At 69.8% G+C, this 21,889-nt stretch carries 28 protein-coding genes; 18 read left to right on the top strand and 10 right to left on the bottom strand.

The features are described 5' to 3' along the window. Window positions 1-560 precede the first annotated feature (560 nt). The 6 genes from G6N30_RS22490 to G6N30_RS22465 all read left to right on the top strand — a co-directional run bounded on the left by G6N30_RS22490 (window position 561) and on the right by G6N30_RS22465 (window position 4,897). The gene (locus G6N30_RS22490) at window positions 561-1,346 is read left to right on the top strand and encodes a PaaI family thioesterase (protein WP_134057316.1); all 786 of its coding nucleotides are present in this window, start codon (window positions 561-563) and stop codon (window positions 1,344-1,346) included. Window positions 1,347-1,372: 26 nt separating this feature from the next. After that, window positions 1,373-2,776: a chloride channel protein gene (locus G6N30_RS22485; protein WP_134057318.1), complete on the top strand. Its 1,404-nt coding sequence runs from the start codon at window positions 1,373-1,375 to the stop codon at window positions 2,774-2,776. Window positions 2,777-2,850: 74 nt separating this feature from the next. Then, window positions 2,851-3,678: an aquaporin Z gene (gene aqpZ / locus G6N30_RS22480; RefSeq protein ID WP_134057320.1), complete on the top strand. Its 828-nt coding sequence runs from the start codon at window positions 2,851-2,853 to the stop codon at window positions 3,676-3,678. Between the two features lie 78 nt (window positions 3,679-3,756). After that, window positions 3,757-4,092 carry a DUF732 domain-containing protein gene (locus G6N30_RS22475; RefSeq protein ID WP_179965514.1) on the top strand — a complete coding sequence of 112 codons (336 nt, stop codon included), beginning with the start codon at window positions 3,757-3,759 and terminating at the stop codon, window positions 4,090-4,092. Window positions 4,093-4,130: 38 nt separating this feature from the next. Continuing rightward, window positions 4,131-4,604 (top strand): DUF5078 domain-containing protein, encoded by a 474-nt coding sequence (locus G6N30_RS22470; protein ID WP_134057324.1) that lies wholly within the window; start codon window positions 4,131-4,133, stop codon window positions 4,602-4,604. Window positions 4,605-4,618: 14 nt separating this feature from the next. Continuing rightward, complete coding sequence (locus G6N30_RS22465; RefSeq protein ID WP_234880238.1) at window positions 4,619-4,897, top strand: hypothetical protein; 279 nt, start codon at window positions 4,619-4,621, stop codon at window positions 4,895-4,897. Window positions 4,898-4,957: 60 nt separating this feature from the next. On the opposite strand, the gene dps is transcribed toward G6N30_RS22465, so the two are convergent. After that, on the bottom strand, window positions 4,958-5,497 hold the full coding sequence (dps, locus tag G6N30_RS22460) for a DNA starvation/stationary phase protection protein Dps (RefSeq protein ID WP_234880239.1): 540 nt from the start codon (window positions 5,495-5,497) through the stop codon (window positions 4,958-4,960). Between the two features lie 88 nt (window positions 5,498-5,585). Beyond that, the gene (locus G6N30_RS22455; RefSeq protein WP_234880240.1) at window positions 5,586-6,509 is read right to left on the bottom strand and encodes a DNA-3-methyladenine glycosylase family protein; all 924 of its coding nucleotides are present in this window, start codon (window positions 6,507-6,509) and stop codon (window positions 5,586-5,588) included. A 136-nt stretch (window positions 6,510-6,645) separates the two neighbouring features. Here G6N30_RS22455 and G6N30_RS22450 point away from each other — a divergent pair, with 136 nt between their 5' ends. The 8 genes from G6N30_RS22450 to G6N30_RS22415 are packed head-to-tail and all read left to right on the top strand — an operon-like array spanning window position 6,646 to window position 14,232. Beyond that, window positions 6,646-7,773 carry a polyprenyl synthetase family protein gene (locus tag G6N30_RS22450; protein ID WP_134057328.1) on the top strand — a complete coding sequence of 376 codons (1,128 nt, stop codon included), beginning with the start codon at window positions 6,646-6,648 and terminating at the stop codon, window positions 7,771-7,773. A gap of 28 nt (window positions 7,774-7,801) precedes the next feature. Beyond that, window positions 7,802-9,328: a phytoene desaturase family protein gene (crtI, locus tag G6N30_RS22445; RefSeq protein ID WP_134057330.1), complete on the top strand. Its 1,527-nt coding sequence runs from the start codon at window positions 7,802-7,804 to the stop codon at window positions 9,326-9,328. Beyond that, window positions 9,325-10,284, top strand: a complete 960-nt coding sequence (locus G6N30_RS22440; RefSeq protein WP_134057332.1) for a phytoene/squalene synthase family protein — start codon at window positions 9,325-9,327, stop codon at window positions 10,282-10,284. The genes crtI and G6N30_RS22440 overlap by 4 nt, the downstream gene beginning before the upstream one ends. Window positions 10,285-10,286: 2 nt before the next feature. Further along, window positions 10,287-10,631, top strand: a complete 345-nt coding sequence (locus G6N30_RS22435; protein WP_134057334.1) for a lycopene cyclase domain-containing protein — start codon at window positions 10,287-10,289, stop codon at window positions 10,629-10,631. Continuing rightward, a complete protein-coding gene (locus tag G6N30_RS22430; protein WP_134057336.1) occupies window positions 10,628-10,969 on the top strand; it encodes a lycopene cyclase domain-containing protein in 342 nt (113 codons plus the stop codon). The genes G6N30_RS22435 and G6N30_RS22430 overlap by 4 nt, the downstream gene beginning before the upstream one ends. Further along, the gene (locus tag G6N30_RS22425) at window positions 10,966-11,682 is read left to right on the top strand and encodes a class I SAM-dependent methyltransferase (RefSeq protein ID WP_134057338.1); all 717 of its coding nucleotides are present in this window, start codon (window positions 10,966-10,968) and stop codon (window positions 11,680-11,682) included. Before G6N30_RS22430 ends, G6N30_RS22425 begins: the two co-directional genes overlap by 4 nt. A 28-nt stretch (window positions 11,683-11,710) precedes the next feature. Beyond that, complete coding sequence (locus G6N30_RS22420; RefSeq protein WP_134057340.1) at window positions 11,711-13,231, top strand: FAD-dependent oxidoreductase; 1,521 nt, start codon at window positions 11,711-11,713, stop codon at window positions 13,229-13,231. After that, the gene (locus G6N30_RS22415; protein ID WP_134057342.1) at window positions 13,228-14,232 is read left to right on the top strand and encodes a Rieske (2Fe-2S) protein; all 1,005 of its coding nucleotides are present in this window, start codon (window positions 13,228-13,230) and stop codon (window positions 14,230-14,232) included. Before G6N30_RS22420 ends, G6N30_RS22415 begins: the two co-directional genes overlap by 4 nt. Here the strand turns inward: G6N30_RS22415 and G6N30_RS22410 are convergent. The 3 genes from G6N30_RS22410 to G6N30_RS22400 all read right to left on the bottom strand — a co-directional run bounded on the left by G6N30_RS22410 (window position 14,211) and on the right by G6N30_RS22400 (window position 16,987). Next, a complete protein-coding gene (locus tag G6N30_RS22410) occupies window positions 14,211-15,605 on the bottom strand; it encodes a WS/DGAT/MGAT family O-acyltransferase (RefSeq protein ID WP_134057344.1) in 1,395 nt (464 codons plus the stop codon). The two genes, G6N30_RS22415 and G6N30_RS22410, sit on opposite strands and share 22 nt — an antisense overlap. 13 nt (window positions 15,606-15,618) lie before the next feature. After that, a complete protein-coding gene (locus tag G6N30_RS22405) occupies window positions 15,619-16,524 on the bottom strand; it encodes an alpha/beta fold hydrolase (RefSeq protein ID WP_134057346.1) in 906 nt (301 codons plus the stop codon). Window positions 16,525-16,615: 91 nt separating this feature from the next. Next, complete coding sequence (locus tag G6N30_RS22400) at window positions 16,616-16,987, bottom strand: DUF427 domain-containing protein (RefSeq protein WP_134057347.1); 372 nt, start codon at window positions 16,985-16,987, stop codon at window positions 16,616-16,618. Between the two features lie 83 nt (window positions 16,988-17,070). Here G6N30_RS22400 and G6N30_RS22395 point away from each other — a divergent pair, with 83 nt between their 5' ends. Next, window positions 17,071-17,538 (top strand): SRPBCC family protein, encoded by a 468-nt coding sequence (locus tag G6N30_RS22395; RefSeq protein ID WP_134057349.1) that lies wholly within the window; start codon window positions 17,071-17,073, stop codon window positions 17,536-17,538. A gap of 89 nt (window positions 17,539-17,627) precedes the next feature. Here the strand turns inward: G6N30_RS22395 and G6N30_RS22390 are convergent, their stop codons facing one another. Then, window positions 17,628-17,876 (bottom strand): hypothetical protein, encoded by a 249-nt coding sequence (locus tag G6N30_RS22390; RefSeq protein WP_134057351.1) that lies wholly within the window; start codon window positions 17,874-17,876, stop codon window positions 17,628-17,630. A 205-nt stretch (window positions 17,877-18,081) separates the two neighbouring features. On the opposite strand from G6N30_RS22390, the gene G6N30_RS22385 reads away from it, so the two are divergent. Then, window positions 18,082-18,585: a DUF4262 domain-containing protein gene (locus G6N30_RS22385; RefSeq protein ID WP_179965657.1), complete on the top strand. Its 504-nt coding sequence runs from the start codon at window positions 18,082-18,084 to the stop codon at window positions 18,583-18,585. A gap of 54 nt (window positions 18,586-18,639) precedes the next feature. On the opposite strand, the gene G6N30_RS22380 is transcribed toward G6N30_RS22385, so the two are convergent. From G6N30_RS22380 to G6N30_RS22370, 4 genes are all read right to left on the bottom strand, one after another. Further along, window positions 18,640-18,888 (bottom strand): hypothetical protein, encoded by a 249-nt coding sequence (locus G6N30_RS22380; RefSeq protein WP_134057353.1) that lies wholly within the window; start codon window positions 18,886-18,888, stop codon window positions 18,640-18,642. 213 nt (window positions 18,889-19,101) lie between these two features. Next, window positions 19,102-19,224 carry a hypothetical protein gene (locus G6N30_RS27370; protein WP_264007064.1) on the bottom strand — a complete coding sequence of 41 codons (123 nt, stop codon included), beginning with the start codon at window positions 19,222-19,224 and terminating at the stop codon, window positions 19,102-19,104. A gap of 13 nt (window positions 19,225-19,237) precedes the next feature. Then, on the bottom strand, window positions 19,238-20,260 hold the full coding sequence (locus G6N30_RS22375; RefSeq protein WP_134057355.1) for an NAD-dependent epimerase/dehydratase family protein: 1,023 nt from the start codon (window positions 20,258-20,260) through the stop codon (window positions 19,238-19,240). Next, the gene (locus tag G6N30_RS22370) at window positions 20,257-20,772 is read right to left on the bottom strand and encodes a nuclear transport factor 2 family protein (RefSeq protein ID WP_234880241.1); all 516 of its coding nucleotides are present in this window, start codon (window positions 20,770-20,772) and stop codon (window positions 20,257-20,259) included. Before G6N30_RS22370 ends, G6N30_RS22375 begins: the two co-directional genes overlap by 4 nt. Before the next feature lie 110 nt (window positions 20,773-20,882). Here G6N30_RS22370 and msrB point away from each other — a divergent pair, with 110 nt between their 5' ends. Both msrB and msrA read left to right on the top strand, forming a co-directional pair. Continuing rightward, window positions 20,883-21,365: a peptide-methionine (R)-S-oxide reductase MsrB gene (gene msrB / locus G6N30_RS22365; RefSeq protein ID WP_134057357.1), complete on the top strand. Its 483-nt coding sequence runs from the start codon at window positions 20,883-20,885 to the stop codon at window positions 21,363-21,365. After that, complete coding sequence (gene msrA, locus G6N30_RS22360; protein ID WP_134057359.1) at window positions 21,362-21,889, top strand: peptide-methionine (S)-S-oxide reductase MsrA; 528 nt, start codon at window positions 21,362-21,364, stop codon at window positions 21,887-21,889. Before msrB ends, msrA begins: the two co-directional genes overlap by 4 nt.

Genomic DNA, 21,889 nt, shown 5'->3' with positions numbered 1-21,889 from the left:
GGCGGTCCGATGTGCAGCACTGAACAGCGGCCTTTTTTCCACTCGCCACAAGTGGAGAAAACGATAAGACAAACACTGCCTGACATGCCAACTTAGTCAGACCTAACTATACTCGCCCGGCACGTTGCCGACCGGCGGGCGCCAAGCGGCGCCTCAGCGCGGATGTCGTTGCCTCCGTGGCATTTTCGCCGCACCCCCGACGCACCGCCGGACGCAGCCCCACGGGCCCGTCAATTGCTGTCGCCGATGATGAGTTTGCTGGCGTTGAATCTTGCGGCCGTTTTGCTGGCATTGTTGGCGGTGTGACGTTTGCACAGAGCCTAGTCAGATTCTTAGAGATTGCTGGGTCACACATGAAAAGGTGTTCTGACCACCTCCGAGGGCGGATCGGACGCCTGGCCGATGTTGCGCGCCGGGGGCGCGCCACCACGCATTCGGGCGTATCCCTCTGCGCAGCAACAGTTTCGGCGCCAGGCGCGACCCGCGACCCGGTACCCCGCGCCGCGCGGATACCCCCCAGTGGTATCCCGTCGCGGCCTCTCCGGCCATGCTGAAACGCGATGTCGCACCCCCTCAACACCCCGATCGGCCGGTTCGGCGTCGAGACGTTCGAGGGCACCGGTGACCACAGCATCGCGTCCATGCCCACCCACGGTCTGGTCAACCCGCTCACCGGGCTGCCGTCGGCGGCCGCGCTGGCGATGCTGCTCGACCACGTCGGCGGACTGGCCAACCACCTGCGGCGCGGCGACGACGAATGGACCGTGTCCACCGAACTGTCCCTCGAACTCATTCCCGAGGCCGCCGACCTGATCACCACCGACGACGCGGGCGTGCTCGCCAGGGCCAGGCCGGTCGCCGCCAAAGGCGCCACCGCGCTCGCCGTCTGCGAGTTCAGCCACCGCGACACCGTCATCGGTACCGGCAGCGTGCGGTCGTTCTACATCACCGGCGCCCAGTTCACCGAATGGCCGGAGAACGAAGAACACCACACCCGCAAGGCCGGACTGGCCGCGATGATGGCCGTCGCACCGGACGGCGCCGCCGCCCTGCGCCAGGATGCCGACCCGGTGATCAACAACATGCTCGGCGTGGTGCACGGCGGGGTGGCGGCCACGGGTCTGGAACTCGTCGCGTCCGCCGCGGTCAACGAGGGCCGCACCGACGCCCCGCTGCGGACCGGATCCCTGCGGGTGAACTTCCTGCGCCGCCTCGTCGCCGGCGGCGAATGCCGTTACAGCGCAACGGCCTTGCGCGTCGGGAGGTCCACCGGGGTGGCCGACGCCCAGGCGGTCGGCGCCGACGGTCAGCTCGCCCTGACCGCCCGTTTCACCGCCTATCGCTGAGCCGACCGCTCGGCTAGCATCCGGGCATGCCCAGGGGCCGCGCCGCCGACCGCGGAATCGGCGTGTTCATCCGACGGTCGGGTTACCTGCGCAAGTGGCTGATCCTGGGCGTCACGATCGGCGTCATCGCCGGTCTCGGCGCGGTGGTGTTCTACCTCGCGCTCGACTACTCCGGACGGTTCCTGCTCGGTTACCTCGGCGGGTACGACATCCCGAAGCCGGCCGGCGACGGAGGTGACCCCGGCTCCCCGGGTTTCGAGCGGCCGTGGGCCATCCCGCTGATCGCCTGCGGCGGGGCGCTGGTCTCGGCGTGGCTGGTCGCGCGGTTCGCCCCGGAGGCCGAGGGCCACGGAACCGACAGCGCGATCGAGGCCGTCCACACCGACCCGAGGGCGATCCGCGCCCGGGCCATCGTCGTCAAGACCATCACCAGCGCGCTGACCATCGGCTCGGGCGGATCGGCCGGACGTGAGGGCCCGGCCGCGCAGATCTCGGCCGGCTTCGGGTCGATCCTCGCCCGCCGCCTGGACCTGTCGTACGAGGACGGCCGCGTCGCGGTGTCGCTGGGGATCGGCGCGGGGATCGGGTCGATCTTCGGCGCCCCGCTGGGCGGGGCCGTGCTCGCCGCGTCGATCGTCTACCGCGAGGATTTCGACTACCGGGCGCTGATCCCCGGCTTCATCACCTCGGCGACGGCGTATGCGGTGTTCGGATCGATCCTCGGCTTCGAGCCGCTGTTCGGCTACGTCGCCGCCGACTTCCGGTTCGACCATCCCCTCGACCTCGGCTGGTTCGTGGTGCTCGGCGTCGTCGCCGCCGGGGTCGGATGGCTCTACGCCCGCGTCTTCTACGGCACCGTCGCGCTCACCGCGAAGCTCCCGGGCGGCACGGTGATCAAACCGGCGCTCGGCGGTCTGGCCGTCGGCCTGCTGGGCCTGGCCATCCCGCAGATCCTCGCCAGCGGCTACGGCTGGGCGCAGAAGGCCGCGGCCACCGACACGCTGATGGCGATCCCGCTGTGGATCGTGCTGCTGCTGCCGTTCGCGAAGATCCTCGCCACCTCGCTGTCGATCGGCACCGGCGGCTCGGGCGGCATCTTCGGGCCCGGCGTGGTGATCGGCGCATTCGTGGGTGCGGCGGTGTGGCGGCTCGGCGAATTGGCCGGTGCGCCAGGGCTTCCCGACGGCCCGGCGGTGTTCGTGGTCGTCGGGATGGTGGCCTGCTTCGGCAGCGTCGCCCACGCGCCGCTGGCGGTCATGATCATGGTGGCCGAGATGACCGGGTCGTTCTCCGTCGTCCCGTGCGCGATGGTCGCGGTGGGGGTGGCGTACCTGCTGATCACCCGCACCGACGTGTCGATCTATCGGGCTCAGCGACGGAACCGCGAGACGGCCGACGCCGAGCGCCGGGCGCGCGCCGAGGACTCATAGCCGACTGAAGGGTTTTGCTGGGCTGTGATGTGTGTCACCCTCGATGGGATGCCCTGACGACGGAGGGAGCGGGCGTGCGGGAACCGACGATGACCCACCGAGTGGCCGCCGAGTTCATCGGAACCTTCTGGCTGGTGTTCGGCGGGTGCGGCAGCGCGGTGTTCGCCGCGAAGTTCACCTCGGCGGACGGTTACGCGTTCGGCATCGGATTCCTCGGCGTCGCGCTGGCTTTCGGGCTCACCGTGCTGACCGGCGTGTACGCGTTCGGCACAATCTCCGGCGGGCATTTCAACCCCGCGGTCACCCTGGGCGCGGCGCTGGCCCGGCGCGTGGAGTGGCGGGTGCTGCCGATCTACTGGATCACCCAGGTGGCCGGCGGACTGGTGGCCGGACTCGTCATCTACGTCGTCGCCAAGGGGCAGGACGGCTGGACCGCCACCGGGAACATGGCGGCGAACGGATTCGGTAACCACTCCCCCGGCGGCTACTCGCTGCTGTCGGTGCTCATCGCCGAAGTGGTATTGACCGCGATCTTCCTGCTGGTCATCCTCGGGTCGACCGACACCCGCGCGCCCAAGGGATTCGCGGGGCTGGCGATCGGGCTGACCCTGACGCTGATCCACTTGATCTCGATCCCGATCTCGAACACGTCGGTGAACCCCGCCCGCTCCACCGGGGTGGCGTTCTTCAACGGCAACGACGCGCCGGCCCAGCTGTGGCTGTTCTGGCTGGCGCCGCTGCTCGGCGCCGCGATCGCGGGCGCCGCCTACCCGTACCTGTTCGGCCGCCACGAGGAACTGGCCGATCGCCCGGTGCGCGACGACGCGCTCGACGCCGAGGCGCTCATCGCCGACGAGACGGGCCGGCACGCGGGACGCAGGACCGACCCGGAGGTCCGGTAGCTTTTCGGGCCGCCGCCGGTTCGAAAGGGCTCAAGGGTCGCTGTGACAAGCAGAATTAGGCGGGCTAACATCCTCGCTATGAAGAAAGCGATCCTGGCGGTGGCCGTCGCCGGCCTGGCGCTCGCCACGCCGGCCGTCGCACACGCCGATGTCGACACCGATTTCTCGAATTCGCTGCAGACCATCGGCGTCTACGGGCAGAAGGACTACAACGCCTGGATCGCCAAGATCGCCTGCGAGCGGATCGATCGCGGTGTCGACCGCGACGCCTTCGCGTCGGCGACGTTCGTCGGGAGGCAGCTGCCCAAGGGCAGCACCACCGAGCAGGCGTGGAAGTTCCTGGGCCTGGCGTACCCGGCGTACTGCCCCGCCCATCAGGCGCTGCTGCAGATGGCTGCGGAGAAGCCCGCGTGAGCGCCCGTACGCGACCGACCGAAGACCGAGGGAGTGGCATGGCCGACCGTCTGAAAGTGCTGTGGGCGGGTGCGCTCGGCGCGGCTGCGGCGATCGGAGTGATGGCCGCTCCGGCGGTCGCCTCGGCCGATGCCACCGACGACTATCCGATCCCGAACCGGATCATGAGGACCACCTGCACGGTCGAGCAGTACATGGCCGCGGCGCGCGACACTTCGCCCGTCTACTACCAGCGGTACATGATCGACTACAACAACCGGCCCATCGACATCCAGAACATGGCCCGCGACCGGATCTACTGGTTCTTCTCGCTGGACTACACCGGCCGCCGGCAGTACTCCGAGAACACCGCCACCAACGTCTACTACGAACAGGTCGCCACCCGGTGGGGTAACTGGGCGAAGCTGTTCTTCAACAACAAGGGCGTGGTCGCCCACGCCACCGACGTCTGCATGAGCTATCCGCCGTCAGACCCGTCGGTGTGGCACTGGGGACCGAACGAGCGGCGCTGAGGGGACCACCTCTGATGAACCTGAAATCGACTCTGTCCGCCGTCGCGGCAGCGGCCGCACTGACCGCAGGCGCTCTCGGCTTCGGCGCCGCCACCGCGATCGCGCAGCCTCCTCCGCCGCCGCCCGCGCCGGGTCTCGGCGAGCCGGTACCGACGTGGGCACCGCGCAAGCCGGCCGAGAACTGGGCCGGGCAGCCGGTCGTGTGGACGTCGGCCTGGGGTGGTCGCTGGGGCGTGTGGATCAACGGCGGTTTCATCCCGCTGTCGAAGAACCCCGTCACCAACGGCGGCTGACCCGAACACGAGAAAGGCCCGCGTCGTGCGACGCGGGCCTTTCTCGTGTGATTGGCAGAACTAGCTCTTGGTCGCCTTGGCCGCGGACTTCTCGGTCGACTTGCCCTCGTGCTTGAGGTCGCCACCGGCGTTCTCCAGGTGGGCCCGGACGAACCACTGGAACTTCTCCAGCTCCGCCGAATGGCTGACGAGCATGTCGTTGGTGACCGGGTCGGCTTCCTCGGTCTCCTCGATGTTCTTGCGGGTGTCCTCGATGATGCCGTCGTAGACCAGATCGAGCGCCGCAAGGTGCGCCGCCACGGTGTCGCGCTCCAGCGAGTAGTCGTCCCAGGTACGGTCGTTGATGATCGCGCCGGGGGTGCCCTTCGGCGAACCACCCAGTGTCGCAATGCGTTCGGCCACTTCGTCGGCGTAACCGCGGACGAGCTCGACTTGCGGGTCGATCATCTCGTGCACACCGATGAAGTTCGGTCCGACCACGTTCCAGTGGACGTGCTTGAGCGTCAGGTGCAGGTCGTTGTACCGGCTGAGCTGCTTCTGCAGCAACTCCGCGACCTGCGCGCCCTCTTTGTCCGTCATGCCGGGAACGGTGTATGCCATGAACATCTCCTTCTTCCGCGCGTGATCAAAGTCTTCGACTCCTCGACTACCCTCCCCCATCCTGACGTAATCAGCGCCCCGATCCACGTCACAGTTCGGCAAGTTTCGGGATCGCCTGACGGGCGCCGAAGCGTGGGTTGTGGGCCAATCCGCTGGCCAGCAGCACCCGGACCGCGCGGTGGCGGTGCGGGCGCAGCGGCTCGAGCAGGTCGAGCATCGCGGGGTCGTCGATCGGGTGGCCCAGCAGACTCCAACCGACAGTCTTGGCGAGGTGGTAGTCGCCGACCGACAGTGCGTCGGGGTCACCCCACGCGCGCTGCGCGGTCTCCGCGGCCGTCCAGATGCCGACGCCGGGCAGCGACATCATCGCCGCCCGCGCTTGTTCCGGCGGCCGGGCGGACAGCCGCTCGAGCGAGTCGGCGCGCTGCGCGCACAGCACCACCGTGCGCGCCCGGCCGGGATCGACGTTGGCGCGGTGGAACTCCCACGACGGGATCCGCCGCCACACCTGCGCGCTCGGCGGCACCCGCATCGTCGCCGGCGCCGGACCGGGCGCGGGGGTGCCGTACTTGGTGACGAGCAGCCGCCAGGCCCGGAATGCGTCGATCCCCGACACCCGCTGCTCGAGGATCGCCGGGATCAGCGCTTCGAGCACCCGGCCGGTGCGGCCCAGTCGCAGGTGCGGGATGCGCCGGTGCGCCGCGGCGAGCGTCGGCTCCTGCGGCGCGAATCCCGTCGCGTCGTCGTCGGCGCCGAGCAACGCGGGCGCACCGTCGAGGAACTCCTCGGCGCCGGCACCCCACGCCTCGACGTCGACGGCGTTCGTCGCGGCACGGGTGATGCGCGCGGTCACCGGACCGCTGGGCGGCAGGCTGGTTCGCCAAATCGCGCCGTCGGCGGCGATGACGAAACAGGGGTCGCCGCCACCGCGCCGCAGCGGGGTCAGAGTCAGCGCCGGGCTGACCGGACCGCCGAACACCACGCGACGGCATAACGCCAGGTCAACGGGCACTCGGAGCCTCCCGACGGATGAGTGACTGATGACGCAATCGTGACATCGAATCCGGATTGGTTTCCACGACTGCGGGTACGGACACCAAGAACCCTAGTTTGGTAACCGCAGCTGGGTTAGTCGCGAAGGGGTCGGGGTGAGCGGTGTCGATGATCGGCTGCTCGCCGCTGCATTGCGGCCGGCCCCGGACGCGCGGTTGACCGAGGATTCCTTCGACGCCTGGCGCGCCGAGGTGCGCCGCCACGCGATCGGCGCGGTGACGGAGTTCGTGACCGACCGCTGCGCGTCGGATCTGCGGCTGACCGGTGTCGACATCACCGTCGACGTGCTCGCCGACTTCGTCGGTGACGGCAAGTGCCTGCGGTCGACGTTCGCCTACCTGGGCTGGCTGGCCGGGGCCGGCCCGGATGACGCCGCTCTGCGCGCCGCTGCCAGTTTCGACCTGCTGCACATCTTCGCGCTGCTGCAGGACGACGTGATGGACGATTCGCCGCTGCGGCGGGGCCGGCCCTCGGCCCACGTGCGGTTCGCCGAATGGCACCGCCGAAACGGCCTCAACGGGTCCGCGGAGCGGTTCGGCGCATCGGCGGCGGTCCTGCTCGGCGACCTCTGCCTGGTGTGGGCGGGACAGATGATGCGGGAGAGCGGTCTGGGCGCCGCCGCGCTCGGCCGCGCCTGGCCCCGCTACGACGCGATGCGCACGGAATTGGCCGTGGGCCAGTTCGCCGATCTGGTCAACGACGCGGGCGGACGGCCGACACTGGAGGACGTGCTCGACGTTGCACGTCGCAAATCGGGGAACTACACGGTGCGCCGCCCCCTGGAGATCGGCGGCGCGCTGGCCGGCTGCCCGGAGCCGACGCTGCGGTTGCTCGGCCGGTACGGCGCAGCCGTGGGCGAGGCCTTCCAGTTGCGCGACGATCTGCTCGGCATCTTCGGCGCACCCACGGTCACCGGCAAGCCCACCGGGGGCGACCTGTCCGAACACAAGGCCACCAGCGTGGTGATGGCCGCGCACCGACTGGCCGAACCCGCGGTGCGCAACCAGCTCACCGAGCTGATGTCGCGGCGCGACCTGAGCGCCGGTGACCTCGCCCGCTGGCGGAACCTGATCGCCGCGACCGGCGCCGTGCAGTGGATCGAGCAGCTCATCGACCGGCGGCTCTCCCATGCGATGGAACGCCTCCACACCAGCCCGCTGGACGACGCCGTGCGGACCGCACTGGTCAACATGGCGGCGGTCTGCACGCAACGGGCTGCATGACCGGGACACAGACAGGAGACTTGAACTGATGCGCACCGTCGGGGGGCGAACAGATCGCGTAGTGGTCGTCGGCGCCGGATTGTCCGGCCTGTCGGCCGCTCTCCAGTTGGCCGGCCGCGGCCGCACCGTCACCGTGGTGGAGCGGGAGACCTTCCCGGGCGGCCGGATGGGCCGGATGGACGTCAACGGCTACCGGCTCGACACCGGTCCGACCGTGCTGACGATGCCCGACATCATCGAGGACGCGTTCGCCGCCGTCGGCGATTCGATGACCGACCGCCTCGAACTCCATCGGGTGGACCCGGCCTACCGGGCGTCGTTCTCCGACGGCAGCGGCCTGCACGTGCACACCGACGCCACGGCGATGGCCACCGAGATCGAACGGTTCGCCGGCTCCGACGCCGCGGACGGTTACCTGCGCCTGCGCACCTGGCTGACCCGGCTCTACCAGGCCGAGTTCAACGGTTTCATCGCCTCCAACTTCGACTCGCCGCTGTCACTGCTGACGCCGCAGCTGGCCCGCCTGGCCGCGATGGGCGGTTTCCGGCGCTGGGATCGCGTGGTGCGCAAGTACATTCCCGACGAGCGGCTACGGCGCATCTTCACCTTCCAGGCGCTCTACGCGGGCGTGCCACCGCACAAGGCGCTGGCGGCCTACGCGGTGATCGCCTACATGGACACCGTGGCCGGGGTGTACTTCCCACGCGGCGGTATGCGGGCGGTGCCCGACGCGATGGCGGCGGCCGCCGCCGATGCGGGCGTCGAATTCCATTACGGCTCAGTTGTTTCGGTGCTCGAGCGCAGTGCCGATGGCCGGGTCACCGCGGTGCGGACCAACGCCGGCGAGCGGATCCCCGCCGACGCCGTCGTCCTCACCACCGAGCTGCCGACCACCTACCGCCTCCTGGGCCGCACGCCCCGTCGCCTGCTGCCGCTGCGCCCGGCGCCGTCGGCGGTGGTGGCCCACGTGGGATGTGCCGCGGTAGAGCCGGGGACCGCGCACCACACCATCCTGTTCGGCGACGCCTGGGAGCAGACGTTCGTCGACATCATCGACGAGGGGCGGGTGATGAGCGATCCGTCGCTGCTGGTGACCCGCCCCAGCGCAGGCGACCCCAGCCTCGCCCCCGCCGGCCGCGACCTGCTCTACGTCCTGGCCCCGGCGCCCAACAACGCCGTGGGACAGGTCGATTGGTCGACGACCGGCACCGCCTACGTCGAGGACATGCTGGCCACGGTGCGCCGCCGGATGCCCGGGGTGGGTGACGACCTCGAACTGCTGCACGTCGTGGACCCCGACGGCTGGGCGCAGCAGGACATGGCGGCGGGTACCCCGTTCGCACTCGCGCACACCTTCGGCCAGACCGGACCGTTCCGCCCCGCCAACACCGTTCGCGGTGCGGACAACGTGGTGCTGGCGGGTTCGTCCACGGTGCCCGGTGTCGGGGTGCCGACCGCACTGCTGTCCGGCCGGTTGGCCGCAGACCGAATCACCGGGGCCGTCACCTCGTCCATCGCCACGACGGCTTCGAGCAGAGCGAGGAGCGGGCTGTGATCGGATCCGAACTCGACGCGGCCGGGGTACGCGACCCGGCGCTGCGCAACGCCTACCGCTGCTGCCGGGTCCTCAACGCCGAACACGGGCGCACGTTCTTCCTGGCCACCCGGCTGCTTGCCCCCGAACAACGGCCGGCGGTGCACGCGCTGTACGGCTTCGCCCGCCGCGCCGACGACATCCTCGACGACCTGGAGTCCACCGCCACGACCGGCGAGCGGGCCGACCGGCTGCAGCGGCTGGCCACGCAGCTGTTCGACCGCCTGGTCAACGACGGCAACGGCGAGACCGACGGCGACGACCCGGCGCTGCGAGCCGTCGCGCACACCGCGCACCGGTACGGCATCCCGTGGGAGCTGTTCGACGACTTCCTGGCCTCGATGCGGATGGACCTGACCGTCACCGACTATCCGGACCGGGCGGCGGTCGACCAGTACATGTACGGCTCGGCGGAGGTCATCGGGCTGCAGCTGCTCCCGGTGCTGGGCACCGTCGTCCCGCGCGAGGAGGCCGCACCGTACGCGGCGGCGCTGGGCAAGGCCTTCCAGCTGACCAATTTCCTGCGCGACGTCGACGAGGACCTCGACCGCGGGCGGGTGTACCTGCCCGCCGACGAGCTGGCCGCCCACGGCGTGGACCGTGAGCTGCTGATGTGGTGTCACACCACCAAGCGCACGGACACCCGGGTGCGTCGGGCACTGGCCGAACAGCACGCGGTGACCCGCCGCATCTACGACTACGCCCGCCACGGAGTCGAGCTGCTGCATCCTCGCTCACGCGCCTGTGTCGGCGCCGCGGCGGTGCTCTATTCGGAGATACTGGACTGCATCGAAGCCATCGATTTCGACATCTTCAACCAGCGCGCCACCGTGGGGAACGGACGCCGGCTCCGGGTGGCGGGCGCCGGGCTGCTCCGGGCCTGGCGCACGCGCCTCACCCACCCCGCGAAGGTGTAGGTATGGATCGGTTCCAGTACCTGCTCGTCCTGGGCGGCTGCCTGCTGATCACGCTGCCGCTGGAGGTCTTCGGCAAGGGTGTGTACCGGCAGGCCCGGCGCACCGCGGCGGCGATCCTGCCGGTGGCGGCGGTGTTCGTCGTGTGGGACCTGATCGCGATCTTCGCCGACGTCTGGGGATACAACCCGGACTTCGTCACCGGCATCGGATTCCCCCAGGTGCCGTTCGAGGAGTTGATGTTCTTCGTCGTGATCCCGCTGTGCGGTCTGCTGACCTACAACGCCGTCGACACGATCCTGACCTACCTCAAACGGCGGCTGCGCGAGCGATCGGCGCAGTCGACGTGATCGGCCTCGGCTACACGCTGCCCGCGATCCTGGCGGTGATCGTGGTGGTGGCGTGGGAGGTGCGGTGGCTGCGCACCGGGCTCTTCCGGCGGCCGGCCTACTGGATCTCGATGGTGATCGTGATCGGCTTCCAGATCCCTGTCGACGGCTGGTTGACCAAGCTCAGCGCCCCGATCGTCATCTACAACGAGGAGCACACCAGTGGCATCCGGTTCCCCTGGGACATCCCGGTCGAGGACTTCCTGTTCGGGTTCGCGCTCGTGACCGGCGTGCTGCTGCTGTGGGAACGCCAGCGGGTGCGCGGCGCGAAGGACCGGCGCGAAGAGGGGGCGCGATGAGCGACGCCCTGCCGCACGCCGCGGTGCCCGCCGCGTTCGACGCCGGGGCGCCCGCCTACGACAAGCTGGTCGGCGCGAATCCCGGTTATCACGACCATCTTCGGCTGTCCGCGCAGCGGATGGCGCTGCCCGACGGGGGACGCGGCATGCGCCTGCTCGACGCCGGATGCGGCACCGGTGCGTCCACGGCCGCACTGCTCGCCGCCGCCCCGCACGCCGAGATCGTGGCCGTCGACGCGTCGGCCGGGATGCTCGCGGAGGCGGAGGCCAAACCCTGGCCGGGCTCGGTCCGATTCGTCCACAGCCGCATCGAAGACGTCGCGGCGGCCGGGGTGAGCGGCCCGTTCGACGGGATCTTCGCGGCGTACCTGCTGCGCAACCTCGCCGACCCCGATACCCAACTGCGCACGTTCTGCGACATGCTGCGCCCGGGTGCGCCGCTGACCGTGCACGAGTACTCCGTGCGGGACTCCGCGGTGGCGACCGCGGTGTGGAACGCGGTGTGCTGGGCGATCATCATCCCGGCCGGCCGGCTGCGCACCGGCGACGCCTCGCTGTACACCTATCTGCGGCGCAGCGTGCTCGACTTCGACGGCGCCTCGGCGTTCCGGGAGCGGTTGCAGCGCAACGGGTTCACCGACGTCCACAGCGAGACGATGCCCGGTTGGCAGCGCAACGTCGTGCACACGTTCACCGCGAGGGCCCCCCGATGAGCGCTTGCGTGAAGAGCAGAGGTACCCGATGAGCGATCCCCGACGCGTCGTTCACCCGGCACCCCCGGGTCAGCCCGACGCCGCCGCCCTTGGCCGTCGCCCGCGTGCGGTGGTGGTCGGCGGTGGGATCGCCGGGCTGACCGCGGCGACCGGTCTGGCCGAGCGCGGCGTCGCGGTCGACCTCGTCGAGCGTGAGCCGTATCTGGGCGGCCGGGTCGGCGGCTGGACCGACGAGGTCGACGGTGTCGGTGCGGCCGCGATGAACCGCGGGTTCCACGCATTCTTCCGCCAGTACTACAACCTGCGCAGCCTGTTGCGTCGCGTCGATCCACAACTGTCGATGCTGATCCCGGTCGAGGACTATCCGCTCATCGACGGTCAGGGCCGGCGCGACACCTTCCGCGGACTGCCGCAGACCCCGCCGTTCAACGCCGTCGCGTTCGCGTTGCGCAGCCCCACCTTCCGGCTGCGGGATCTGGCCCGGCTCAACGCGCGGGCGGCCGCACCGCTGGCGACGGTGTCGGTGCCCGACATCTACGACCGGCTCGACCACGTCGACGCCGATGTGTTCCTGCGGGACATCAACTTCCCCGAGGCCGCGCGGCATCTGGCGTTCGAGGTGTTCTCCCGCAGCTTCTTCGCACAGCCGCCGGACCTGTCCGCGGCGGAGCTGGCGACGATGTTCCACATCTACTTCCTCGGCTCCAGCGAGGGGCTGGTGTTCGACGTCGCCGACGACAACTTCGATGTGGCGCTGTGGGAACCGTTGCGGCGCCACCTCGAAGGTCTCGGCGTCCGGTTCCACACCGGGGTGTCGGTGACGTCGGTGGAGCCGGGGTTCACCGTGCACTGCGATACCGGGTCGCCGCTGCAGGCCGACGGCGTGGTCCTGGCGACCGACGTCTCGGGTCTTCGCCGAATCGTCGACTCTTCAGCCGGTTTGGGTGACGAGCAGTGGCGCGCGGCCGTCGGCGGGCTCGGCACCGCACCGCCGTTCCTCGTGCACCGCCTCTGGCTGGACCGCCCGGTCGCCCCTGACCGGCCGGCATTCCTGGGCACCGGCGGGCTGACGCCACTGGACAACGTCAGCGTGCTCGAACGCTACGAACGCCAGGCCGCCGACTGGGCCCGACGTACCTGCGGTTCGGTCGTCGAACTGCACTCCTACGCGGTGACCGACACATCCGACGAGTTGCCGCGCCGGCTGCTCGCCCGGTTGCACGCGATCTTCCCCGAGACGGCGGAGGCGAACATCGTCGGCGAGTTGCGACTGCTGCGCGGTGACTGCCCGCGGTTCGCGCCGGGCGACTTCGCGGCGCGGCCCACGGTGGCGACACCCGTCGACGGGATGGCGTTGGCCGGTGACGGAATTCGCATCGACCTGCCGGTGGCGCTGATGGAACGGGCCGCCACCACCGGGTGGACGGCCGCCAACCGCCTGCTGGCGCACTTCGGTGTCGCCGGGCACGCCGTCACCACGGTGCCGACCACCGGCCGATCCGCGACGCTGCGGCGACTCGCCCAGCGGGGAGGGCAACTGCAGTCATGAGCGTGCTCGCCGACATCAAAGCCGCTTGGGCGAAATCGAATCCGTTCCAGGTGCTTCCGCGCATCGACTGGGCCGAGCAGAAACCCACCTACCAGGATGCGCAGCCGGCGCTGATAAACGCTGCGCTGGCCCGCGCGCAGTCCCGGCCGAGCGGCAACTGGTACCCGTTCGCGGCCAGTGACGGCATCCGGCGCAAACCGCTGGGCGCCACCGTGGCGGGAGTCGAACTGGTGGCGTGGCGGGGCACCGGCGGCGAACTGCACGTGGGTCCGGCCGCCTGCCCGCATCTGGGCGCCGACCTGTCCACCGGGACCATCGACTGCGGGGCGCTGATCTGCCCGTGGCACGGGCTGCGGCTGTCCGGGGAACGGCGTGAGTTCGGCTGGAAACCGTTGCCCGCCTTCGACGACGGGGTGCTGGCCTGGGTGCGGCTGGACCGCGCGGGCGGTGAGGAGCCGACGGAGCGCCCGATCGTCCCGGCGCGCCCGGACGGACCGGTGCTGTCGGCGGTGACCCGACTGGTCGGCGTCTGCGAGCCGGCGGACGTGATCGCCAACCGGCTCGATCCGTGGCACGGCGCATGGTTCCATCCGTACTCGTTCACCCGGCTGGAGGTGCTCAGCGCTCCCCCTGCCGGTGAGGTGCCCGAAGCCGAGGACCGGTTCCTCGTCGCGGTCACGTTCCGCATCGGGCGCCTGGGCGTGCCGGTGGTGGCCGAGTTCGTCGCGCCGGAACCGCGCACGATCGTCATGCGCATCATCGACGGCGAGGGGGCGGGCAGCGTCGTGGAGACCCACGCGACGCCCGTGGGCCCGGGCCCGGACGGCCGGCCGCGCACGGCGGTGATCGAAGCCGTTGTCGCGCACTCGGACCGGCCGCGGTTCGGCTATGGGCAGAAGGTGGCGCCCTTGATCACCCCGCTGATGCGCCATGCGGCGGAACGGCTGTGGCGCGACGATCTCGCCTACGCGGAGCGGCGCTACACCGTCCGCACCCGATAGCCGTCGCGGATCCGGCCGAAGGCGCGGACCATCGCGTCGGTCGCCTCGTGGGTGTCCGCGAGCGTGTCGCCGTCGGTGAGCACGGAGATGTTGAGCTGGTCGACATAGCTCCACACCGTGACGTTCATCGCGCTGCCCGCGGCAAGGGGTCCCACCGAGTAGATCTCGCTCACCACCGCCCCTGCGATGCTGCCGCGGTGCCGCGGTCCCGGGACGTTCGAGACGATCACGTTGAACAGCTGATTGGGCGCCCTGCGCCGAGACGTCCACCCGAAGACCGCGCGCATCGCGGTCGGCGGTACGTACTCCAGCCAGCGTCCGACCGTGCGGGCGCCCAGCAGTTCGTGGTTCTCCTTCGCGATCCCGGCGGCCAGACCCGTCAGCCGAACCTGCTCGAGCGGGTCGTCGACGTGCACCGGCAGGGATACCAGCATGGTGCTCAGCGCGTTTCCGGTGATCCGGTCCCGCGAAACGTCGGTGGCTGCAGGCACCGAGGCGATGAGCGGCTCGTCGGCGTGGCCGTCGTAGGTCAGCAGGAGTTCACGCAGCCCGCCCGCCGCCGTCGCCAACACGAGATCGTTGAGCGTCACGCCGAGGTATCTGCTCGTCTCCTTGGCCTCGGCCAGTGACAGGGTCGCGCTCGCGAAGCTCCGGACGGGCGACAACTTGTGGTTCAGGAAGGTGGGGGGCGGGTTGAACTGGCGGGCCAGGTCGGGGTGGTCGCCGCGCCGGCGCGACCCGCGCCGCACCCGGTAGATCCCCTGCGCGCTGTCCCGGACGACGCCGGGCAGCTCCCCCAGCTTGCGCACGTGGTCGCGGGCCGCACCCCCGACCAGCTCGAGCGTCGACGGCCGGGCGTGCGCAACCTGTCCCGTCTCGCTGTCGCCGGGTCCGGCATCCGGCCATTCCATCGCCCGCGCCATCAGGTTGGCCGAGGCCACCCCGTCGGCGAGCGCGTGATGCACCTTGCCGATCACCGCGATCCGGCCGTCGGCGAGCCCCTCGGCGTAGTACAGCTCCCACAGCGGGCGGGTGCGATCCAGTGGGGTGCCTGCGATCTCGCCGATGAGGCCGTCGAGTTCCCGCCGTCCGCCGGGAGCGGCCACCCGGGTCCGCCGCACGTGGTAGCCGAAATCGATGTCGGTGTTCTCGCGCCACATCGGGCGGTGCAGACGCAGCGGGATGTCGACGAGTTCGTAGCGCAGGGGCTCCAGAAGATGCATCCGGCTGCGCAGCGTCTCGCAGAAGACCTCGAAACCCGGCTCACCTTCGAACTCGGAGGTGTCGACGACGGCCACCTTCAGAGTGTGCTGGTGGACGTTCGGGGTTTCGCTGTTCAGCAGCAGCGCGTCCCAGCCGCTGAGCCGTTTCACGATGCGGCCCGGGTCAGCCGGACACTTCGGGGAAGCGTCCGGCCTCGGCGAGCATGCGGTCGTGCACCGAAGCGATCGCCTCGCGCAGCGCTGGGACGAATTTGGCGGACTGCAGCGTGCAGCTGGCGTGCCCGGCATCGACCGGCACCTCGTGCGCACCCGGTATCCGGCCGGCCAGCCAGCGCTGGCGCGCCGTCCCGAACGCGCGGTCACGGAGGGTGACCACCACCGATGTCGGGACGTCGATGTCGCCGACCCACGGCCGTGAGTCGAACCGGGTGACCTCGGCGACGGCGCGGGTGATCGCCCCCGGGCTCGTGGAGCGGAACTGGCCGAGCAACCACTGGGGCACCCCGAACACACCGTCGGCCACCGAGGACGCCGGCGTGAGCGCGGGTCCCCGCAGCGGCGGGCTGAACGCGTCGATGAACGCCGCGAAGACGCCGGTGGCCAGCCGCTCGTAGCTCGCGCGGGAGACCGCCGCGGCCGCTGCGCACAACACCAGCCCGTCGACGCGTTGCGGGTGGCGCCGCCACACCAACTGGGCGATCAGCGAGCCCATCGAGTAGCCGACGGGTACGAACGTGCGGATGCCGAGTGCGTCGGCCAGCGCGGCGACGTCGTCCGCGCAGTCCTCGAGCAGGAAGCGGGACGAACTGATGCCGTGCCCGTGACACCGCTGATCGAACACCACCACCCGGCCGAACTGCTTGACGACGTCCAACGCCGGATACCAGGTCATCAGCCCGGTACACGCCAGCGAGTGCAGCAGCAGGTAGGTGGGGCCGTCCTGAGGGCCGGAGTCGATGACGTACGTGCTGCCCCGGCCGGGCAGGTCCACGGTCCGCCCGGGCGGGATCTCGCCCAGGGCGGCGAGAGCGGGCAGCGAGGGAAGTCTCGGCGAGGAGAGTCTCGGCATGGTCAGCCCCCCATCGGCGCCGATGGTCGTCGTGTCGCCATTAGAGCACGCGGATCAAGACCATATGCCGTTTCGCCGGGCGGCCGGCGACTCAGCCGACGGTGATGTCGGCCTTGTCCGGATAGAAGGCGACGTGCCCGGCGATGGCGGCGACCGCCGGATAGGGCGTGCCGTAGGTCCAGATCACGTCCTCGACCGTCTGATCGGCGGCGTTGACGTGGTAGTAGGCGGCGTCACCCTTGTATGGGCAGTACGTGGCGGTGTCGCTGCACACCAATGCCGATTCGCTGACATCGCGCATCGGGATGTACTGCACCGCAGGGTAATCGGCTTCCTGCAGGGTGAGCGCATCGTCGGTCTCGGCGATCACCACGCCGTTGACGCTCACCGTGACGTGGCGTCCGGTGGGCGTGACGGTGATCGGGTGCTGCGCGGTGGGTTCGAGGACGGGGCGGCCGGCCATGACGGACCTCCTGACGTTGAGTCGCTTCATCCTGCCCAACAAGGCGCCTACCGCCGTTCTTCCGACCGTTACGATCGACCGTCATGACGAACCCGGACGCCGCGTCAGCGCAGGCCACCGTCGACATCGCCGCCGACCCGAGTGCGGTGTACCGCCTCATCACCGATCTTCCCACCTTCGCCGAACTCGCCGAGGAGACTTCGGAGATGCGGTGGAAGAAGGGCGGGGAGGCGCGGCCGGGTGCGGTGTTCGTCGGCCGCAACCGCAACGGGTCGCGCTCCTGGAACACCACCTGCACCGTCACCGACGCGGCGCCGGGGCGGGTGTTCGCATTCGACGTGCACAGCATGCGCATCCCGGTCGCGCACTGGCGCTACGAGATCGCGCCGACGGCCACGGGTTGCCGGGTCACCGAGAGCACGTGGGACCGTAGGCCCGGGTGGTTCCGTAAACCGGCGGGGTGGGCGACCGGGGTCAGCGATCGCGCCACCGCCAACGCCGCGCACATCGCGGCGACGCTGCAGCGGCTCAAGGCCCGGGCCGAGGACTAGGGCCGGCCGGTGATCCGGTCGTCGCGCCTTGGCCGTCGGCAGAAAGAAGGGGCGCCCCGGGTGGGGCGCCCCTTGCCGGTGGTGTGTGGTCAGCGGACGGTGACGTAGACGACGCGGTCGTCGTTGTCGTAGCGCACCGCCACGATGCTGGACTGATCGAGCGGCTTGACCATGCCCTGGTGGTTCACCCGCACCGAATAGCCGCGGTCGTCCAGCGAGCTGATGGTGTCGGCGGCGTTGCCCGGCCCGGCCGGGGCGGCCTGCGCCGGGGCGGCCAGTCCGAGGAATCCGGCGGCCAGTCCGCCGGCGACGATGGTGGCGAATCCGAACTTCTTCATGTCCCTGCCTCTTTCTCGGCTATCGGTCGGGAGGGATTTCCTGGCCGGTCTGATCGTTCAAACCAGCAGGTCAAGGCGGTGATTCCGGGTGGCAGTGATTGACCGACCCATGGCAGGATCTATCGCTTGCCACCAGTGCTGCCACCCGGCGGGGATGTCAGACCCCCGGCGCATGCTGACCGCAACGACGACGAAAGGTGTGGCCATGTGCTGGCAGTGCGATCACCCGGAAGCCACTCGGAACGACTACCTCGACGTGGTCTACGACGAGATCCTGCGGAACGGCTGGGCGGTCCAGTACGTCGAAAGCGAGCGCAGGCCGTTCGCCTACACGGTCGGCCTCCACGAGTGCGGGCTCCCGGAACTCCTCATCACCGCCGTCGACCCAAAACGCGCGCTGCTGATCCTGAACACGGTGGCGGAGTACTGCATCACGCACGACGGGCCGGTCCTGGCGGGAGACGTCATGACGCTGCCCGACATGCTGCTCGAGTTCGTCGAGGTCTCCCACCCCGACGCACACATGGGCATCGCCATCGGCATCTACGGACCCGATGTGCGTGCCTTGCAGTTGGTGTGGGCCGACGAGCAGTGGGAGTGGCCGTGGTCGTCGCGGTTCAATCCCGGTGGCACGCGCCAGCCCGTACTCGGGAAGCGGCAGACCCGGTGTCACCGGTCGAATCCGGCGGGCCGGAAACAGAATACGTGACCACGAAAGAGGGGCACCCCGATCGGGATGCCCCTCGTCACACGCGGGTCGGCCTCAGCGGACGTTGACGTACACCACGCGGTCGTCGTTGTCATAGCGCACCGAGACCACGCTCGACTGGTCCAGCGGCTTGACCATGCCCTGATGGTTCACCCGCACCGAGTAGCCACGGTCGTCCAGCGAGCTGATCGCATCCTGGGCGTTGTCCGGCCCGGCCGGGGCGGCCTGCGCGGGAGCGGCCAGACCCAGGAACGCGGCGGCCAGACCACTTGCGGCGACGGCGGCGAATCCGAACTTGTTCATTTCCCTACCTCTTCCTCGGCTAGCGGTCCGAAAGCGATCTCCCGGCCGGTCTGATCGTTCAAACCAGCAGCTCAGGGCACTGATTCCGGCTGGCAGAGATTGACCGGCGGGTGGCAGGAATCGCGCGTCAGAACGCGTAGCGGTGAAACTGCGCCATCGTGCGCAGGGCAGGCACCCGATTCATCGCCGCCGCCATGATCAGGTCGACGCGGGTCACGCGGCGATCCGCAGGTAGAGGAATTCCCAAACACGCGTCAGCGCAAGGAGGTAACGGACCGGCGGGAACCTCGGCATGTCGGTGCGGTCGGCTCGGGCGAGCCACCTGGGAGCCGGCATCGAACACCTCCTGCTACGTCGTCGTCGTGCTCTCCCGCTTGGCCTTCCGCAGGCTCACCCAGAAGCGCGCGGCCTCGGCGATCGACTCCTCGACCGGCCGCGGCTGCCACCCGAGCTCCCGCACGGCCTTGGAGTGGTCCAACGGCGCCTCGGCGCGCATCAACCGCAGCGATTCCAGCGACATCCGCTCGTCGGTGCCCCGCACCCGCGACTTGGCGCTGCCCAGCGCGGCGAGCGCATACGACACCGGCAGCGGCATCGACCGCTTCGGCGGCGCCACCCCGGCCGCCTCCGCCGCGATCCGCGCGACCTCGGCGTTGCTGATCATCTTCTCCGAGATCAGGTACCGCTCCCCCGGCCTGCCGTGCTCGGCGGCCAGCAGAATGGCGCGCGCCGCGTCGTCGACGCCGACCGCTTCGAGTTCGATACCGCTCATCACGAACGGCAACTTGCCGAACGCGGCGCCGGCGATGATCGCGCCGTGCGGGGTGCGGCCCCAGTCGCCGCTGCCGTACGTCGTCGACACGCACATCGCCACAGCGGGGAGGCCTCGCTCCCGGGCGTACCGCAGCACCAATTCCTCACCCTGCACCCGGGACCGCACATAGGGCGTCACGCGCCGCACGTCCACCACGTCCTCCTCGGTGGCCCGGCGCCCGCGGCGGCGGCCGACGGTGACGTAGCTGCTGGTGAACACGAAGCGGCGCAAGGGGATGTCCCGGGTCACGTCGACGGCCACGTCGAGCACGTTGCGGGTGCCGTGGACGTTGGTGCGGAACAGCGGTGCGGGATCGCGCAGCCAGCCACGGGCGTCGACCACGCAGTAGTACACGTCGTCGCACCCGGTCATCGCCTCGCGCAGGGTCTCGTCGTCCCAGATGTCGCCGATGAACCGCTTCACCGACAGGCCGTCGATGCCGACGGTCCTGGCGGTCGGACGCACCATCACCCGCACGTCGTGGCCGTCGGCGACGAGTCGGCGGGTGACGTGGGAGCCGAGGAACCCGTTGGCCCCGATGACCAGCGCGGTGCTCACCGGCCGCCTCCGTACTGCGTCATCCACGCCGCCGCCTCGTCGGTGAGCGTGCCCAGCTCGGCGGCCTTGCGGCACCATTTCATCGTCGCCGAGACGAACCGCAGCGGGTTGTAGACATCCTCCTGACGGCACCACAGACCGTCGCCCGCGTAGGTGATGATCGAGATGTTCGTGGCGCTGATGATCGAGCCGTCGCCGGGATCGCGCATCGGGTTGTCGAGTTCGCAGATGATCCGGCCGGTGGCCTCGTCGGCGACCGACCACAGTGCCGGGAACGCCGTCATGTAGCTGCCGGGGAAGCTCGTCATCGTCTTCCAGATCCACGTCCTGACCGCTTCACGGCCACGCATGGTGCCCGCCGCGTGCTCGATGTAGAGGACGTCGGGGCTGTACTGCTCGACCCAGGGATCCCAGTCGCGGGTCTCTGCGGCGTGGGCGACCGTCTCCTCGAACGTCGCGAACGCCGAGATCAGCTCCGAGCGGGTGAACCGGGCGGAATCCGTGCTCGTCACATCCAGAACTAGAACACGTTCTACGCGCTTTTGTCGAGGGTGCGGCGCCGCCGAACAGGGATGATCGTGGCCCGGCATACGGTTGTAGAGGGTGCACACGAGGAGGTCATGTGGCACAGGGTCATGACAACGATCGCTACAACAGGAATCCCGCCGCGGTGGACGCGCTGTCCCCCGAGCAATACCACGTCACGCAGGAGGGCGGCACCGAGCGGCCGTTCACCGGTGAGTACTGGGACAACCACGAGCCGGGCATCTACGTCGACGTGGTCTCGGGTGAGCCGTTGTTCGCCTCGGTCGACAAGTTCGAGAGCGGAAGCGGCTGGCCGAGCTTCACCCGGCCGTTGGAAGCGGCGAACGTGGCGGAGAAGCGGGACTTCAGCCACCTGATGATCCGCACGGAGGTGCGTTCGGCGCACGGGGACAGCCACCTCGGCCACGTCTTCACCGACGGGCCCCGCGCGCAGGGCGGGCTGCGGTACTGCATCAACTCGGCGGCGCTGCGGTTCGTCCACCTCGACGAGCTCGAGGCGCAAGGATATGGCGAATACCGGACGCTGTTCGAAGCGGCCGACAAGGAGGAAGCGCGATGACCGAATACAAGAAGGCCATCCTGGCGGGCGGCTGCTTCTGGGGTATGCAGGATCTGATCCGTAAGCAGCCGGGTGTGGTGTCGACGCGGGTCGGCTACACCGGCGGGCAGAACGACCACCCCACCTACCGCAACCACCCGGGCCACGCCGAGTCGATCGAGATCACCTACGACCCGGCGCAGACCGACTACCGGGCGCTGCTCGAGTTCTTCTTCCAGATCCACGATCCGACGACGAAGAACCGGCAGGGCAACGATGTCGGCACCAGCTACCGCTCGGCGATCTTCTACACCGACGACGAGCAGAAGCGGGTCGCGCTCGACACCATCGCCGACGTGGACGCCTCCGGCCTGTGGCCGGGCAAGGTGGTCACCGAGGTGACGCCGGCCAGTGAGTTCTGGGAGGCCGAACCGGAGCACCAGGATTACCTGGAGCGGATGCCGTGGGGGTACACCTGCCACTTCCCGCGGCCGGACTGGAAGCTGCCCAAGCGCTCGGAGACGAAAGCGGACGCCAGAGCCTGA

Source organism: Mycolicibacterium litorale (assembly GCF_010731695.1).
GTDB lineage: Bacteria > Actinomycetota > Actinomycetes > Mycobacteriales > Mycobacteriaceae > Mycobacterium > Mycobacterium litorale.
Note: the sequence above shows the minus strand (reverse complement) of the source record. Positions and strands in the feature narration are given on the sequence as shown.